This is a genomic window from Rhodococcus sp. 14-2470-1b (genome assembly GCF_002259415.1).
Classification (GTDB): domain Bacteria; phylum Actinomycetota; class Actinomycetes; order Mycobacteriales; family Mycobacteriaceae; genus Rhodococcoides.
Genome location: NZ_NPFY01000008.1, coordinates 51,861 through 67,845 on the forward strand (window position 1 = coordinate 51,861; position 15,985 = coordinate 67,845).

The window sequence follows — 15,985 nt, forward strand, 5'->3', positions numbered from 1 at the left end:
TCAATGCAAAGCCTAGGCCGCGAGGGCCTGGGCTCGGCATCGCACCGGGCTCAGGCCGTCGAGGCGTAACGAGATGCGGTCGTTGTAGAACCAGTCGAGGTATCGGAGGTGACGAAACATTTCTTCTCGAGAGCGATACTGCGCCTCGAGCGCGATGCCAGCGAGAACCTTCACCGTCGTCCCAGTTCCCTCGAGGCCCGCAATTCTCCCAGGTACGCCATCTGAGTGCGCACCCGCTCGTTCCTTCCGCGCAGGCGGTCGAGCTCGCTGGCCTCACCCGGATCAACTCCCGACGGTGCCGGTCCCCGACCCGACCTCTTCGGACGTAGCGCCTCGTCGCCGCGCGGCGATATCCGCGCACCCACGGATCGATGATTCTCGCCGACGACAGTCCGCACTCACGCGCCAGCTCGATCCGGTTTCTCCACCAACCCATTTCCCCCTCGAACCCGCCACCGGCCGTAAAGCAAGACCACAGCGCCTACCACCGACCTTCGCAGCAGCCGAGAGGGCACCAACACCCTCCTCGAACAACGCAAACCCCGCAACACGTTGATCCTCGGTAACTGAACTACCTACACGCATACACGCACAGCGCGTGGCTATTGCGTTCGAACATACGTTCGATTAGACTTGCGGCATGGGGATGCAGGGGGGCACGACCAGAGAGATTCGCGCGGCTGCCGATGCAGCCGCGGCGACAGCGCTGTCCTCGCTTGCAGATGCCCGCCGAGCCGAGAACAGGTGCGCCGCCGCGGTGGTCCGTTCCGTACACGACTTGACCGAACTCAGATTCGCAACGGAGATGGATGTACATCACTTAGGAGAGGACGAGGCCGATATCGCATTGGCCAGGCGCACGGTCGAATGCGAGGCCGCCGTCGCATTGTCCCTGTCCCGCATGATGACGCGTGACCTGTTGACCGTCGGTGCGCAACTCGCGTGGCGCCTACCTCGGGTCTCCGCAGCCTTCGACGAGGGCGACTTGGACTACCCACGCGCCCGGGCAATCGCACTCACCCTGGAGAAGGCAAGCGATACCACGGTCGCGGCGTTGGAGGAGTCCGTACTGTCGGCCGCGCTGCGCATGAACACCAGAGCACTCAAGGAGAACATCTGGCGAGCCTGGTTCGAGCACGACGCCGCCGAAGCCTCCGCCGCTCAGAAAGCAACCGAATCCGAGGAGCGCTGCGCCGAGGTGAAGCGAGGCGATGACGGTACGGCCACCCTCATTGCCAAGATGTCCACTCTCGAAGGCGCGGAATGCAACTCGGTTCTGGAAGAATTGATCGGGACAGTGTGCTCCCGTGATCCGCGGACCAAGAAGCAGCTCCGAGGATTCGCACTGCTGGCCCTCTTCCACCGCGAGGACTACATCCTCTGCACCTGCGGTCGAGCAGAGTGCCCTGTCCGCAGCACCGAGCGAGTCCACAAGGATCGTCGCCCCCACCTGCTCCAGATCATGATCGACATCAAGACACTACTGGGGCTGACCAACGAACCCGCGACCCTCGGAGACGGAACCGTTCTCGACCCTGAAATCGCACGACACATCGCCCGCAGTGCCGAGTGGCAGATCCTGTTGACCGAACTTCTCGACGCCGCGCACCACGCGACCGCTGCAACCGATCGCACCGCCGAAGCCCGGGTCGAGTCCGACGACGCCTCGCCACAACACAACACCGACGGCACCGACGGTGACAGCGACACCGACGGGGACAGCGACACCGACGGCCCCGGTGATTCGGGCGGCCCCAGTGACTCGGGTGGCCCCGGTGTTCCGTCCGGCCCTGGTGTTCCGTCCGACCCTGATGTTCCGTCCGGCCCTGTACCGCGGGTACCTTCGGGCAGCGGCGAATCGGAAGGTCCGCGCGCTGTGCGGCTGCTGCGCCGAGGCAAGATCCGGTCGGCAGCTCCGCTACCTTCACGGGAATCCGCTTCCGCCAACAGAACAACGTCGTCGAAGGTCCGACACCACGACATCGATCTGTCGAAGTACATACAGGACTTCCTGTCCGCGTCGGCGCAGGATTCATCGTTGACCCGCGGAATACACCCCGACGGCCATGGCGGTTTCCTCGAGCCGCCACCTGGCGCGCTGACGTACAGGCCGTCGGCCGAGCTTGTCGCACTCACGCGAGCTACGCACTGCACGTGCACATTTCCTGGGTGCAGTGTGCCGTCCGAACGGTGCGAAATCGACCACGTCGTACCGTTCGATCACAACGATCCCCTCGCAGGCGGATGGACCGTTCGATCCAACCTGCAGCCTCTGTGCAAATACCACCACCAGGCGAAGACACTGAAGCTGTGGACCGCTGCGGTATTGGCCGGCGACGCGATCTACTGGGTGTCGACGTCGGGCCTGCGCCACATGACACCGTCGACCTTCGGGACAGTCGTGGTGCCCGCGACGTTCCGACATACATCGAAACACCGCATGCGGCCTGAATCGTGGATATGGAACTCGGACCGAGAGAACGGCATGGGCTACGTCGTCGACCCATGCGATCTGGACGACTCGGCGCAACCCATGTCCGCCGACAGAGCAGACACTGCAGCGGCACTGGAGCGTGTGCCCTCCGACGCACTGTACGAGCCGACATGGTGGGAGATGCACATCTCCGTCACCGACTCGACGTGGTCGAAGGTCGCCGACATGAATTCCCCGATGGCCGACGGCACCATTCGCATACCCTCGCTCGGCGACATCGCGCGGATGACCGACACCCAGGACCGGGAGGACGCCACGTTCATTCGGCGCATGTTCGTCGAGCATCGAACGGTCATCGCAGCCCGAGAAACACGAAACTACCGGGCGCCCTTCTGAATGCTCTGCGCTCGGGACGCTAGATCACCGTGCCGACGTCCTCGGTGACCAGTCGGTCGAGGGCGCGTTCTGCGATGGCTGCGATGGTCATCGACGGATTGCAGGCGGCCGCATTGCCGGGGAGAAGCGCCCCGTCGAGAACGTACAGTCCACGCTGCCCGAGGACACGACCCTCGAGATCGCACACCGAACCCATGTTGGCGCCGCCGAGTGGATGCCAAGTGGTCGGCACGAGGGCGTTGGTGTCGGTGAGCAGACCCGATGGACCGGCCAACCTGTGTGCAGCGGGCCCGATCTTCGACAGTTGTATGGCCGAGTCGCCCTCCCACGGCCATCGCAGTACCGCGTCGTCGACGGCGCTGTCGTATTCGAACCTTCCGCGGCCTGCACTGACGCCGTACCCGACCATCGTCGTGCTTCTGCCGTCCAGTCCGAGCGGCGGGAACGACGCCTGGATGATAGTGAAGGCGGCATGCGGATCGTCCCACTGCAAACTTCCGTAGACGACCGGTCCTCCCTGCTGCGGTCCGAACCCGTTCGCGATGTCCGTCCACACGTAGATGCGGTCTGCGTTGGTGCCCCATCCCTCACCGAGTGCATCCGGCATGTCGGGGATACGGCCCGACGCGGACGCCCGCAGCAGCAGCTTGGTGGTGTTGGTGCTTCCTGCGGCCATCACGAGCGTGTCGGTCGTCAGAATCTTGTTCTCGAGCACCACACCCGACGGGTCCGTCCGGTCCACGTAGAGGGTCCATCTGCCGTCCGGTGCTCGCTCCACATCGCGGACTTCGTGGAGAATTTCCACGGTGACGAGTCCCGTCGCCTCCCCTGCGGCAATGTAAGTGACGTCGACAGAGTTCTTTCCGCCGTTGTTGACACCGAGAGCTCCGTCGCCGTTGGTGTACGACGGGGCCATTTCTCCGCGCAGTTCTGCGAGTGCGTAGTTCCAGTCGATCGGCATCGGAATCTTCGACACCGGAAAACCCTCTCGCACAGCGTTCTGTGCGAACACTCGCGCGGCCTGGTAGTTGGGGCTGTCGATCAGTTCGTCCGGCGCGGTGGCCAGTCCGAGCATGCGTGCCACGCGCGGGTAGTGCACACGGTCGAGGGTCTTCCAGTCGAGCCCGTCCGGGAAGTTGGCGTCGAAGACGTGTTCCGCGGGTTGCAGCGTCATACCCTGATACACGAGGGACCCGCCTCCGACGCCGGCTGCGCACAGAGCCGTCATGTTGTCTCCGACGACGGCTTCGAGGAGGCCTGCGTACGGATCGAATGCGAGCGGTCTCCCGAACAGCTGCGGGTTGGACCTGTGCCACAAGATGCGTTTGTCCGGGTTGGCCGCGTGCGGGAACGTCTCGGAGTTCGGGCCGGTCGGCCAGCGCATTCCACGCTCGAGCACCGTCACCGGCACACCGGCCTCCGCCAAGCGCAGCGATGCGACGCCGCCGCCGAATCCGGACCCCACGACGACGACGCGGTGGTCCTCCCGGACGAGGGGCACCCGGTTCACCTTCGACCGCGCACCGGCTCGGCCACCTCCCAGCGCGGCGCCCGCTACGGCGACCCCTGCCCCGGTCAAGAACGTTCTGCGACTCACAGTCGGCATCGAGCCCACCCCCACCCCGTAGGAAACTGCAGCCACTTCGGGCTGAGTGGACCCAAAACTAGACACCGCAGCGGAGAAGTGTCAAGGTTTCCCTCGGTAACGGCGTCAGGTCAGCCGTTCGAGCGCGGGTTCGAGCCACTTGCCGAGGAACTCGCGGAGCAACTCATCCGTACGCACCGCATCACTGTCGAAGACGATCACCGACAACCCGAGGCGCACGGTGATCTCGACGATCTCGTCAAGGTAGTGTTCGTCGACCATTCCGCGATCCACGAGCGAAACGAAGAACTGCTTCGCAACAGGTTTGGCGCGCGCGATCATGCCGTAGTCGAAGACCGGGTTTCCCTGCTCGGCCACCAGAAGCGCTGCGAGCACCGGATTGGACCGAAACGCGTCACGCCCGGACACGATCATTTCCGTCGCGAACTCCGCGACGGACCCGGCGGATTCGAGCCTCACTCGAATACCGCCCAGAATCTCCAACACCAGGCTGGCCACCGCCTGCGACACGACCTCTTCGCGGGACCCGAAGATGCTGTAGACGGTTTGCCGTGAGACCCCCGCGGCACTGGCGACCGCGGCGACGTTGACTCCTTCGAATCCACCGTCCTCGATCAGACGCAACGTTGCGTTGAGGACCTTCTGCCGCGACCGCATCGGTCCATTATCTACGTCTTCAGCAGTTTCATGCGGACAGGCGCGGCGGCAGGTGTTCGCGAAGATGGTCGACGGCCGCACGCACTCGTCGCGGAACCTGGGGAGCCGCCGAGTACACAGCGTGAATATCCGCGTCGGGGGTGGCGATGTCCGGAAGAACCTGCACCAGCGTGCCGTCACGCAGCATCGGACCGACGTGCCACAGCGATCGCATCAGCAGACCACGTCCCTCCACACACCACGCGGTGGTGACGTCCCCGTCGTTGCTCGTCATGTTGCCCGAGACCCGCAGCGCCGTCTCGTCGGCCCCGACGCCGAATCGCCACAACGCGAAGTCACCCTCGTCCTGACGAAGCACGATGCAGTTGTGCCGGCGTATCTCTTCGACGGTCCGAGGAAATCCGTGCTCGGCGACGTAGCCGGGTGAGGCGACCACGATTCGACGGCTGCGCGCCAGCCGCTTGGCGGTGGACCTCGAATCCTGTAGTGCACCAACCCGAATGGAGAGGTCGTACGGCGTCCTCGATGCCGCCGGAGGTGTTGCGGAGAGTTCCACGTCCACCTCGAGCCTCGGATGCAACGCCACGAATTCCGCCATCAGGGGAGCGATGTGGGCCCGCCCCAGTCCGACCGACGAGTGAACCTGCAGGCGCCCACGCAGCTCCGCATAGTGGCCGCTGATGGATTCCTCCAATTCGGCCACGTCGGCCGATATGGCCGCGGCACCGCGTGCATATCGCTCGCCTTCCGGAGTCAACGTGAGCCGGCGGGTACTGCGATGGACGAGCCGTACCGCCAATCTGGATTCGAGCTGGGCGAGACGCTTGCTGACCGACGAGACGGACACCCCCAGCTCGCGGCCGACCGCGGTGAGGCTGGCCGACCTGGCCACTACCTCGAAGAATCCCAGATCATCCTTCTGCATCAGACTCCTTTCTTTCCTTTGAAGAAAGAATACTTTGCCTCCTGCGCCCTTTCACCGCGGCTTCTTGCGAATTACTGTCGAACCGAACGTTCACCTACAGACCGACACCCACAGACCGACACCAGGAGGACTGCTCGATGGGTTCCACGCACAGAATCGCCGTCATTGCCGGAGACGGAATCGGCAAGGAAGTGGTTCCCGAGGGCCTCTCGGTTCTCCAGGCGGCCGCGTCGACGTTCGACTTCACTCTCGACATCGAGGAGTTCGACTACGCAAGTGCGGAGTACTACACCGCGCACGGAAAGATGCTGCCCGACGGCTGGTTCGATCAACTGAATCGCTTCGACGCCATCTTCTTCGGCGCGGTCGGGTGGCCGGATGTGGTGCCGGATCACGTGTCGTTGTGGGGCAGCCTCCTGCAGTTTCGTCGCACGTTCGATCAGTACGTCAACCTTCGGCCGGTCAAGTCGATGCCGGGTGTGACAAGCCCTCTGGCCGGACGCGAGCCTGGCGAGATCGACTTCTACGTCGTCCGCGAGAACACCGAAGGTGAGTACTCGAGCATCGGCGGCACGATGTTCGAGGGCACGGACCGGGAGACGGTCATCCAGGAGACCGTCATGACCAGGACCGGGGTCGATCGAATCCTGAAGTACGCCTTCGACCTCGCTCAGCAGCGGCCGGCGAGACACCTGACCTCGGCGACGAAGAGCAACGGCATTTCCATCACCATGCCGTACTGGGACGAACGCGTCGAGAAGATGGCCGCCGGGTACGACGATGTGCGAGTGGACAAGTACCACATCGATATTCTGACCGCGAACTTCGTCATGCATCCGGACTGGTTCGACGTGGTCGTCGCCAGCAATCTGTTCGGCGACATCCTGTCCGATCTGGGTCCGGCGTGCACCGGCACGATCGGGATCGCTCCGAGCGCGAACATCAACCCGGAGAGGACGTTTCCGAGCCTGTTCGAGCCGGTGCACGGTTCTGCCCCCGATATCGCCGGACAAGGCATCGCCAATCCGATCGGGCAGATCTGGAGCGCGTCGCTGATGCTCGAGCACCTCGGCGAGCCCGAGGCAGGCGCCGCGGTTCTGCGTGCTGTCGAGTCCGTTCTGGCCGACGGCTCCTACGCAACACCGGATCTAGGTGGCACGGGGACCACCGCCGGCCTCGGCGCCGCGGTGAAGGATGCTCTCCTCGCGTCGGACGTCAGCGGGCACTGAGCATGGCACGGATTCTGATCACCACCGACTATCTCGAACCGGGTGACGACGTCGACCGCCTTCTTCGCGGCCGTGGGCACACCACCGTCCACAGCCCGTCACGCGGTCCGCGCCCTCCGGGTGAGATGGCCTCGCTGCTCTCCGTCGCCGACGCCGCCCTCGTGGCGGGGGAACCGATCACGGCCGAGATGATCGACGCAGCACCTGATCTCACCGTCATCGCGCGCAGCGGGGTGGGTTACGACACCATCGACGTGGACGCGGCCTCGCGACGAGGAATTGCCGTGTGCAACACACCGGGGGCCAACAGCAACGCCGTCGCCGAGATGGCGTTCATGCTGGTCTCGATGTGCGCCCGACGCATCGGCGAGACGCTCGCCGGAGTGGCAAGCGGCGGTTGGCCTCGCCACGACACCGTCGAATTGCGCGGTTCGACGCTGGGGATCGTCGGATTCGGGCCGAGCGGGTCACGTCTGGCCGAGCTCGCCGCGTGTTTCGGAATGAGAGTCCTGGTTCACACGTCGTACCCGGACGCGACGAGACCGGTGCAGTACTGCGGCCTCGACGAGGTTCTTCGCGAGTCCGATTTCGTGTCGCTGCACGTGCGACCGACAGCCGGGAACATTCACATGATCGGCGTTCGAGAGCTGGCGATCATGAAAAGCACTGCTTCGCTGATCAATACCGCCCGAGGTTCTCTGGTCGACGAGGACGCGTTGGCGGATGCGGTGCACTCGGGGGTGATCGCCGGGGCAGGGCTCGATGTGGTGGACATCGAACCGTTGCCGGCCGGCAGTGCGCTACGCGAGCTTCCGAGCGTGGTGGTCACCTCGCACCTCGCCGGCCAGACTGCGCAGGCACGCGCAGTCGCCAGTCGCTCTGCAGCTGAGGACATTCTGCGAGTCCTGGACGGTGACGAGCCGCTCTCCCGTGTCGACCTGGCCTGACCCTGACCCTGACACTGACACTGACACTGACACTGACACTTCAGTGCGAGGTGTAGACCTTCAGGAATACGATGACGGCGGCGAGAGCCGCAGTCACCAAACCGGCGACGAACACCTTGAACGTGAGGGGTTGGCCGCGCAGCCGCTGCGCGACGATCTGAAGCGTCGCGATGCGGAACACCACGACCCCGCCTGCGATGAGCTGCGCCCAGAACGTCGGCAGGATCCACAGCCACGCGAGGGCCAGGATCACCGCCGGAACGGTGCCGGACGACGCGATGGGGACGGCGTCCCGAATTTCGTCGATCACCGTCTGCTTCTTCTCGTTGTCCGTCGACCCGTGCACGGACTCGGGAATGTTGCTGCGCGCGACGGTTTCGGCGAACACATGGGCGACGAACGTCGTCGACGCGGTTGCGAGCACGAGAAGAAACGCGTCACCGTCGTCGATACTCGCGGGCGACGCTGCAACCACCGCGGTCAACACGAGAATGTTTCCGTAGACGTACGCGGACAGTCTCGCGGCAGCGCGGGTGGGGGTCAGCGGTCCGCTCGCCCGGGTGGACAGGCGCCGGTACGCGGCCGTCCGAACGATGCGGCTCCGCAGATTATCGATCATGTGTAGAAGACTATTGCCGCCCGATGACCTGGCGCAGTTCACCGCGCGTAGTTCTGTAGATCTCGGCGAGATCGGCTTCCTCGCCGGCGTCGACGCGGGTGGCCCACTCGTCGAACGCGATCCGCAACGTCATCCCCGCACTCTCCACCATCAGCCGTGCGAACGAGCGTGACTGCGTGCCCTCCAGCTTGCTCGCCAGGGAATCGGCCAGGCGGCACAGCGTGGTTGCGTCCATCGCGATCGCGGTAGCCCGCAGGTGTGCGTCACAGTTGATGAGTCGACGCGCACGCAGCACCCGGCTCTTCGTTTCCTCCGAGGCTCCGACGAGCCGTAGCGCAGCGCGCTCGTAGATCGCCTCCATCCCGGCGATGTCGATATCGCGTGCGTCGGTGTGCTCGAGCCAGTGCTCGATCTCGGCGTCCAGATCGAGATCCACCGACAGGATCGACTCTTCCTTCGTCTTGAACTGACGGAAGAACGTACTGGGCGACACGCCTGCCGCTTTGGCGATCTCGTCGACGGTCGTTGCCGCCACTCCACGCTGCTCGAACAAGTCGAGCGCGGCCAGGTTGATGTCCAGCCGGGTCTCGCGCCGCCGTCGTTCCCTCAGATCGAGAACCGGCGGCGCGTAATCGGACTGTGCGTGATCGGACTGCGCTGGCGCCTCACTCGCATCGTTCATCTCCGCGTCACCCTTTCTGTTGCCTTCAACATACCAGTCCATTCCAAGTTGACAGTCACTGTCAGTTCGCCGCACACTGTCAACAAGAACGTCGGCCACACTTCGAGGAATCACTGAACATGCAGACAGACGCGATGGATACTTCGCCGAACAAGAACGAGGCCGCACAGCTGCCGCCGGGAGGGAAGCTGCTCATCGGCGTCCTGGTGGTCGCGGCATTCGTCATGATCCTCAACGAGACGATCATGAGTGTCGCGCTGCCGCGGTTGATGGTGGACCTGAGCATCACCGCAACGACCGCGCAGTGGCTGACCACCGGCTTCATGCTCACCATGGCCGTCGTCATCCCGACGACCGGGTACCTGTTCCAACGCTTCACCCTGCGCCAGGTGTTCGTCGCCGCGATGACGCTGTTCACCGTCGGCACCCTGCTGGCGGCGTCGGCTCCCGGCTTCGAATTGCTGCTCGCGGGCCGCATCGTCCAGGCCAGCGGTACCGCTCTCATGCTCCCGCTGCTGATGAACACCGTCCTCAACCTCGTCCCTGCCCACGAGCGCGGAAAGATGATGGGCGTCATTTCCATCGTCATCGCGGTGGCCCCTGCCGTCGGTCCGACGATTTCCGGCGTCATCCTCGACGCGCTCGATTGGCGTTGGATGTTCTGGCTCGTACTGCCCATCGCGTTGATCGCGTTCGGCATCGGCGTCGGTTTGGTCAAGAACGTGACGCCGACCAGCAGGCCGTCCTTCGACGGACTGTCCGTCGTACTGTCCGCGCTGGCATTCGGTGGACTCGTCTACGGGTTGAGCAGCATCGGCCACTCGGCCGAGGGATCGTCGATCCCCGTGTGGGTTCCGCTGACGGTCGGCGTCGTCGCACTGGCCATCTTCGTGATGCGACAGATCGCGCGTCAGGACTCGGAGCGTGCACTGCTCAACATGCGGCCGTTCTCGACACCGACGTTCACCATCGGCCTCGGCATGCTGATGATCAGCATGATGGCGCTGTTCGGTGCGTTGATTCTGCTGCCGATGTACCTGCAGAACATCCTCGGGCTCGACACGCTGACCACCGGTCTGATGCTCCTGCCGGGCGGTCTGACGATGGGCTTGCTGGCGCCGTTCGTCGGACGCGCGTTCGACCGAATCGGCCCGCGGCCGCTCGTCATTCCCGGTGCGATGATCGTCAGCGCCGCTCTCTGGGCGATGACCCTGCTCGACGCCGAGTCCTCGCTCCCGATGGTCGTCGCGATCCATTGCGTCCTCTCGGTCGGTCTCGCCACGATCATGACGCCGCTGATGACGTCGTCGCTGGGATCGCTGCCGAAGCACCTGTACTCGCACGGCAGCGCGATCTTCAACACCCTCCAGCAGCTGGCGGGTGCCGCCGGTACCGCACTGTTCGTGACCGTCATGTCCACGACAGCGGCCTCGCGCGTCGCGTCCGGTGTCGCGGAGACCGCCGCCAGCCAGGACGGCATCCACACCGCGTTCCTGTGCGGCGGCGTCGTCTCCCTCGTCGCGGTGGCGGCCTCGTTCTTCATCCGCAGGCCTGCAACCGACCAGCCGGCCGAGCACGTTCAGCCGGAGGAAGTTCGGACCGCCTAGCTCCCGCACCGTGCCCGGCGGTTGAAGCCGCTGGACAACGGTTACTCCAGTCGGCATGACCGACAACGCTGACCACAGCAAGACCGACGACAGCAACACCGACGACAGCAGTATCAGAGCCCGCCCCGAGGATTCTCCGAAGGGCGGGCATCCTGGTCCCGTCGACGAAGGCAAGAACGGCGGCATGGCCACCCGCGAGCTCGCTCCGGATCTCGCCGACGGGGATGCAGCTGAAGGCAAGTCCTCGGACTGACGCCCGCCGTCGACCTCGCACCGCGTGCGGTCCGCGGAGCTCGGCGTTACGGTGATGAGCCGAGCCGAGCAGTGAGGACCGTCCGTGGATCTGGCCCAGTACGACGCCTTGAGTTTCGATTGTTACGGCACTCTGATCGATTGGGAAACCGGAATCGCCGCGGTTCTCGCGCCCTGGGCGCGCGATGTCGGGCTGACGATGTCCGACGAGGAACTGTTGCTCGCGTACGCCGCGAACGAGGCGCAGGCCGAGGTGGATTCACCCGGTTCGCTGTATCCCGACATCCTCGCCGACGCGTTCCGTCGCACCGGCGAGGTCCTCGGGGCTCCGGTATCCGATACGTGGGCGGCGCGCCTGGGCAGTTCGGTCCCCGAGTGGCCCGCGTTCGCAGACAGTCACGACGCTCTGGCGGCTCTCGCGTCGCGATACTCGTTGATCATCCTGTCCAACGTCCACCGCGACGGATTCGCCGGAAGCAACGCCCGTCTCGGCGTTCGATTCGATCGGATCATCACCGCGGAGGACGTCGGCGCCTACAAGCCGGCATCCCAGCACTTCGACGCTCTGGAAACCACGCTGGCGGATCTCGGCATCCCGAGGACCCGACTACTGCATGTCGCGCAGAGCCTGTTCCACGACCACGTCCCTGCTGCGCGCCACGGCCTCGACTCCGTGTGGATCAACCGTCGACACGCACGACCGGGGTGGGGCGCGACACCCGAGCCGACGGGCGACGTCGGCTACGGTCTCGAGTTTCCGTCCATGGCGGACTTCGCTGCAGCAGCATTAGAGTCGAACGACTGATGACGGCGGACGACCCGCTGACGCACACTGCTTTCTCGACACCAGCGTGAGGGAGCGTGATGGCAGGGCTGCGGGTAGTGATCGCCGACGACGACGTGCTGCTGAGGGAAGGGCTCTCCAGCCTTCTGACTCGGGCAGAGCTCGACGTGGTCGGCACGGCAGGTGACGGGGAGGAACTGCTCGCGCTGGTAGGCCGTGAGCGACCGCAGTTGGCGATCATCGACATCAGAATGCCGCCGACCTACACCGCGGAAGGGCTCGACGCCGCACTCCGCATTCGCAGCGAGTTCCCCGGCGTCTCGATGCTTCTGCTCTCCGCTCACGTCGAGGTGGAGCACGCCTTGGAACTGCTCGACGACATGAAGAACGGGTCGGTTCAGGGCATCGGGTATCTGCTCAAGAGTCGCGTCACCGACGTCGACGACTTCGTCGGCGTCGTCGAACGCGTCGCCGCGGGATCGTCCGTGATCGATCCCGCGCTCGTCTACGAGTTGGTTGCCGCGAAACGCCGCGACGATCCGCTGGGCGCGCTGACCACGCGGGAACGAGACGTGCTGACTCACATGGCCGAGGGGCTCTCCAACGCCGGTATCGGCCGTCGCCTGTGGATCACCGAGGGCACCGTCGAGAAGCACGTCCGCAGCATTCTCACCAAGCTGGATCTGGCCGAGACGGCGGACGACCACCGACGGGTGCGCGCCGTGATCATGTATCTCGACACGCTGTCGTGAGCAGTGTTCGAATCGACTGGGCCGACAGGTCGAACTTCGGCAGGAACCCGACGGCCGAGCTCGATTCCACGAGGTCAGCGAAGTCGTCCTCGTCGTGCGTGGACACCAGGATGATCGACGGCCGTGATTCAGCGCTCGCCTCGGCGATTGCTTCCACCACGTCGAACCCGCTTTCGTCACCGAGGTCGATGTCGACGAGGACGAGATCGGGGCGCGACCCCAGGACGATCTCCACCGCCTGCGCGAGCGTCGACGCAGTCCCGACGACAGTGACATCTGCCGCCTCCAGCATTCGGCGCGCCGACATGCAGAACGCGTCGCTGTCGTCGACGATGAGGCAGCTGCGGGCGAAGGACTTCACTTCACCCAGGGTGTCAGACGCCGCCGCGGGCAACATGCCCGCTAGCCGGAATACTCGTCCCGCGGGTTCGCACCGATGACGACGTCCGTTGCGCGCAAGGAGCGCCTCGTCACCCTGGTGCTGCGTCCCAGCTCCCCTCCCGTCGCCTGTGGAATCGCCCTGGCGGCGGCGCTCGTTCTGATCGAGATCGTCGTTGTTCTGATGCTCAAACGGATCGCACCCGAGAACGCCTTCGGCGCGGTCTTCCTGTTCGGTGTGCTGGTCGTCTCCGCCGGTTGGGGATTTCGGTTGTCGATCGCGACCTCGATTGCCAGCGCCGCGGCATACGCGTACATCCACGTCATCGAAAGCAGCGAAAGCCTGGTCCCTGCAGTCGTCGTCTTCCTGGCTCTCGCGCTGCTGACGAACATGCTCGTCGGGCAGTCCCGTTTGCGCGCCGTGGAATCGGCGCGGCAGAACCGCCGTGCCACGGCGTTGGCGCGACAGCAAGCCTCGCTCCGACGGGTCGCCACCCTCGTCGCCTCCAGAGCCGAGCCGGACGAGGTCTACGCCGCCGTCACCGACGAGCTCGCCGGGGGCCTGGGCATCGAGCACGTCTCCGTCGTGCAATTCGACCTCGTGCATTTCGACCCCGTGCATTTCGACCCCGTGCAGGCTCGTTCGGGGCTGGACAGCTCGACGCTGGGGACGTACGTGGTGCTCGCGGGGCGCGATACCACCGAGGGGCATCGGCTCACTCCCGGTGAAAGGCTCACGCTCGGCGGGCACAACGTGTGCACCGCGGTGGCCGCGACGGGCCGACCCGCGACGATCGACTTCGCCACCGCAACAGGCGATATCGTCGATCGTCTCGATGGCCGAGGAATAGCCGTCGGACTGGGTGTACCGATCAACGTCGACGGCAGAATCTGGGGTGCGATCGTCGTCGGCTCCACCGAGAGCTCGGTCGAGCCCGATCTGCAAGACAGACTGACCGACTTCGCGGACCTCCTCGCCACCGCCGTCTACAACAGCGAAACGCGAGAAGAGCTCACCCGGTCGCGGGCTCGTGTCGTCGCCGCCGCGGACCAGGCCCGACGGAGCATCGAACGAGACCTGCACGACGGCGCGCAACAGAGAATCGTCTCTCTCGGAATGGAATTGAGAACAGCACAGGCCGTCGTTCCCGAGGATCTGCGCGAGCTGAGACAGAGCCTGGACCGCAGTGTCGACACACTCGCACAGATTCACACCGATCTTCGCGAGCTCTCGCGCGGCATACACCCCGCCATCCTCTCTCGCGGCGGGCTGGCACCGGCGCTCAAGACGCTCGCCCGTCGCAGCCCGGTGCCGGTGTCGCTCACGACCGACATTCCGGTTCGCCTGGACGACTCCATCGAAGTGGCAGCGTATTACGTCGTCGCCGAGTCACTCACCAACACAGCCAAATACGCCGATGCCTCCCATATCAGGGTGACCGCGGTCGTCACCGACGGGGACCTGACGCTCACCGTCAGCGACGACGGTCGTGGCGGCGCAGACCCTGCCCTCGGATCGGGCCTGATCGGCCTGCAGGACAGGGTGGCCGCAGCAGGGGGCACACTGGCACTGAACAGCCCTGCAGGTGAGGGCACATCCGTCACGGTCACGATCGCGGCGTCTACCGGCTAGCAGGTATCGCGACCGGCCGAAACCAGGCACACGGTGTGGACGCCAGCCGCGACGACATCGACGCGCGTGTGGACGAGTGTTCTCGGTACCACCCTGTCGAACCCCAGCCTTCCGATTCGAGGAGCTCCCCATGCCGTACATCACCACGACCGACGGAACCGAGATCTACTACACCGAGCAGGGCACCGGCAAGCCGGTGTTGCTCAGCCACGGATGGCCGCTGTCCTCGGATGCGTGGCAGCTCGAACTCAAACTGCTCGCCGACGCCGGGTACCGGGCAATCGCGCACGACCGTCGCGGTCACGGACGCTCCTCGAAGACGTACACCGGCAACGACATGGACACCTACGCACGCGACCTCGCCGAACTCGTCGAGGCACTCGATCTGCAGGAGCTGACTCTCATCGGTCACTCCACCGGGGGCGGCGAGGTCGTCCGCTACGCGGCGCAGCACGGCGGCAGCCGCGTCGCCCGTGTCATCACTGCGGGTGCCGTTCCTCCGATCATGCTGAAGTCCGACGCCAACCCGGAGGGCACCCCGATCGAGGCGCTCGACGACATCCGCAACGGTGTCCTGACCGACCGATCGCAGTTCTACAAGGACCTCGCCGAGCCGTTCTTCGGCGCCAACCGCGACGGTGCCCAGGTGTCGCAGGGAGCGAAGGACGACTTCTGGCGTCAGGGCATGCTGGTGAACCTCGCCGCGGCGTACGACTGCGTGAAGGCGTTCTCCGAGACCGACTTCACCGAGGATCTGAAGGCACTCACCGTTCCCGTGTTCATCGCCCAGGGCGACGACGATCAGATCGTGCCCATCGCCGCCGCGGCGCTGAAGTCCATCGAACTCGTCAAGGACGGCACACTGAAGGTCTACCCCGGGGCACCGCACGGCATCTACGGCGACTACCAGAAAGCCTTGGACGCAGACATTCTCGCGTTCATCGCGAAGTAGCGCCGAAGCGCACTTCCCTCCGCGCGTGTGGAGTCGCCGATCGTCGTGATTCCACATGCGCGGAGGGAAACTATCTGATACTGCAAATTACATAGTGCAACATGCAGTCACGGGTGTATCGTCATCGCCACA

General features: G+C 64.9%; 16 protein-coding genes. 9 read left to right on the plus strand and 7 right to left on the minus strand.

Annotated features, from left to right (window positions below):
• Window positions 1–12: 12 nt before the first annotated feature.
• Window positions 13–174, minus strand: a complete 162-nt coding sequence (locus CH293_RS28120) for a hypothetical protein (RefSeq protein ID WP_176459916.1) — start codon at window positions 172–174, stop codon at window positions 13–15.
• Window positions 175–640: 466 nt separating this feature from the next.
• On the opposite strand from CH293_RS28120, the gene CH293_RS05200 reads away from it, so the two are divergent.
• Window positions 641–2,830 (plus strand): HNH endonuclease signature motif containing protein, encoded by a 2,190-nt coding sequence (locus CH293_RS05200; RefSeq protein WP_094719568.1) that lies wholly within the window; start codon window positions 641–643, stop codon window positions 2,828–2,830.
• 19 nt (window positions 2,831–2,849) lie between these two features.
• Here the strand turns inward: CH293_RS05200 and CH293_RS05205 are convergent, their stop codons facing one another.
• From CH293_RS05205 to CH293_RS05215, 3 genes are all read right to left on the minus strand, one after another.
• Window positions 2,850–4,436, minus strand: coding sequence for a GMC oxidoreductase (locus CH293_RS05205; protein WP_176459917.1), 1,587 nt, complete (start codon window positions 4,434–4,436; stop codon window positions 2,850–2,852).
• A gap of 105 nt (window positions 4,437–4,541) precedes the next feature.
• Entirely contained in the window at window positions 4,542–5,093 is a 552-nt protein-coding gene (locus CH293_RS05210) for a TetR family transcriptional regulator (RefSeq protein ID WP_037114302.1), read from the minus strand.
• A gap of 28 nt (window positions 5,094–5,121) precedes the next feature.
• On the minus strand, window positions 5,122–6,018 hold the full coding sequence (locus tag CH293_RS05215) for a LysR family transcriptional regulator (RefSeq protein WP_037114303.1): 897 nt from the start codon (window positions 6,016–6,018) through the stop codon (window positions 5,122–5,124).
• Between the two features lie 137 nt (window positions 6,019–6,155).
• Here CH293_RS05215 and CH293_RS05220 point away from each other — a divergent pair, with 137 nt between their 5' ends.
• Window positions 6,156–7,247 (plus strand): tartrate dehydrogenase, encoded by a 1,092-nt coding sequence (locus tag CH293_RS05220; protein WP_094719569.1) that lies wholly within the window; start codon window positions 6,156–6,158, stop codon window positions 7,245–7,247.
• A 2-nt stretch (window positions 7,248–7,249) separates the two neighbouring features.
• Complete coding sequence (locus CH293_RS05225; protein WP_094719570.1) at window positions 7,250–8,194, plus strand: phosphoglycerate dehydrogenase; 945 nt, start codon at window positions 7,250–7,252, stop codon at window positions 8,192–8,194.
• A gap of 40 nt (window positions 8,195–8,234) precedes the next feature.
• On the opposite strand, the gene CH293_RS05230 is transcribed toward CH293_RS05225, so the two are convergent.
• Window positions 8,235–8,813, minus strand: a complete 579-nt coding sequence (locus tag CH293_RS05230) for a hypothetical protein (protein ID WP_037114308.1) — start codon at window positions 8,811–8,813, stop codon at window positions 8,235–8,237.
• A gap of 10 nt (window positions 8,814–8,823) precedes the next feature.
• Window positions 8,824–9,495, minus strand: a complete 672-nt coding sequence (locus CH293_RS05235) for a TetR/AcrR family transcriptional regulator (protein ID WP_255122703.1) — start codon at window positions 9,493–9,495, stop codon at window positions 8,824–8,826.
• Window positions 9,496–9,629: 134 nt separating this feature from the next.
• On the opposite strand from CH293_RS05235, the gene CH293_RS05240 reads away from it, so the two are divergent.
• From CH293_RS05240 to CH293_RS05255, 4 genes are all read left to right on the plus strand, one after another.
• Window positions 9,630–11,102 (plus strand): MDR family MFS transporter, encoded by a 1,473-nt coding sequence (locus CH293_RS05240; protein ID WP_255122704.1) that lies wholly within the window; start codon window positions 9,630–9,632, stop codon window positions 11,100–11,102.
• 55 nt (window positions 11,103–11,157) lie between these two features.
• Window positions 11,158–11,355, plus strand: coding sequence for a hypothetical protein (locus tag CH293_RS05245; protein WP_094719573.1), 198 nt, complete (start codon window positions 11,158–11,160; stop codon window positions 11,353–11,355).
• A gap of 84 nt (window positions 11,356–11,439) precedes the next feature.
• Complete coding sequence (locus tag CH293_RS05250; RefSeq protein ID WP_094719574.1) at window positions 11,440–12,159, plus strand: haloacid dehalogenase type II; 720 nt, start codon at window positions 11,440–11,442, stop codon at window positions 12,157–12,159.
• A gap of 59 nt (window positions 12,160–12,218) precedes the next feature.
• Window positions 12,219–12,890 (plus strand): response regulator transcription factor, encoded by a 672-nt coding sequence (locus CH293_RS05255; RefSeq protein ID WP_094719575.1) that lies wholly within the window; start codon window positions 12,219–12,221, stop codon window positions 12,888–12,890.
• Here CH293_RS05255 and CH293_RS05260 read toward each other — a convergent pair.
• Complete coding sequence (locus CH293_RS05260) at window positions 12,865–13,251, minus strand: response regulator transcription factor (protein ID WP_342585484.1); 387 nt, start codon at window positions 13,249–13,251, stop codon at window positions 12,865–12,867. The genes CH293_RS05255 and CH293_RS05260 overlap by 26 nt on opposite strands.
• A 75-nt stretch (window positions 13,252–13,326) precedes the next feature.
• On the opposite strand from CH293_RS05260, the gene CH293_RS05265 reads away from it, so the two are divergent.
• Window positions 13,327–14,901, plus strand: a complete 1,575-nt coding sequence (locus CH293_RS05265) for a GAF domain-containing sensor histidine kinase (RefSeq protein ID WP_094719576.1) — start codon at window positions 13,327–13,329, stop codon at window positions 14,899–14,901.
• Between the two features lie 130 nt (window positions 14,902–15,031).
• The gene (locus CH293_RS05270) at window positions 15,032–15,853 is read left to right on the plus strand and encodes an alpha/beta fold hydrolase (protein WP_037114325.1); all 822 of its coding nucleotides are present in this window, start codon (window positions 15,032–15,034) and stop codon (window positions 15,851–15,853) included.
• The last annotated feature ends 132 nt before the right edge of the window (window positions 15,854–15,985 follow it).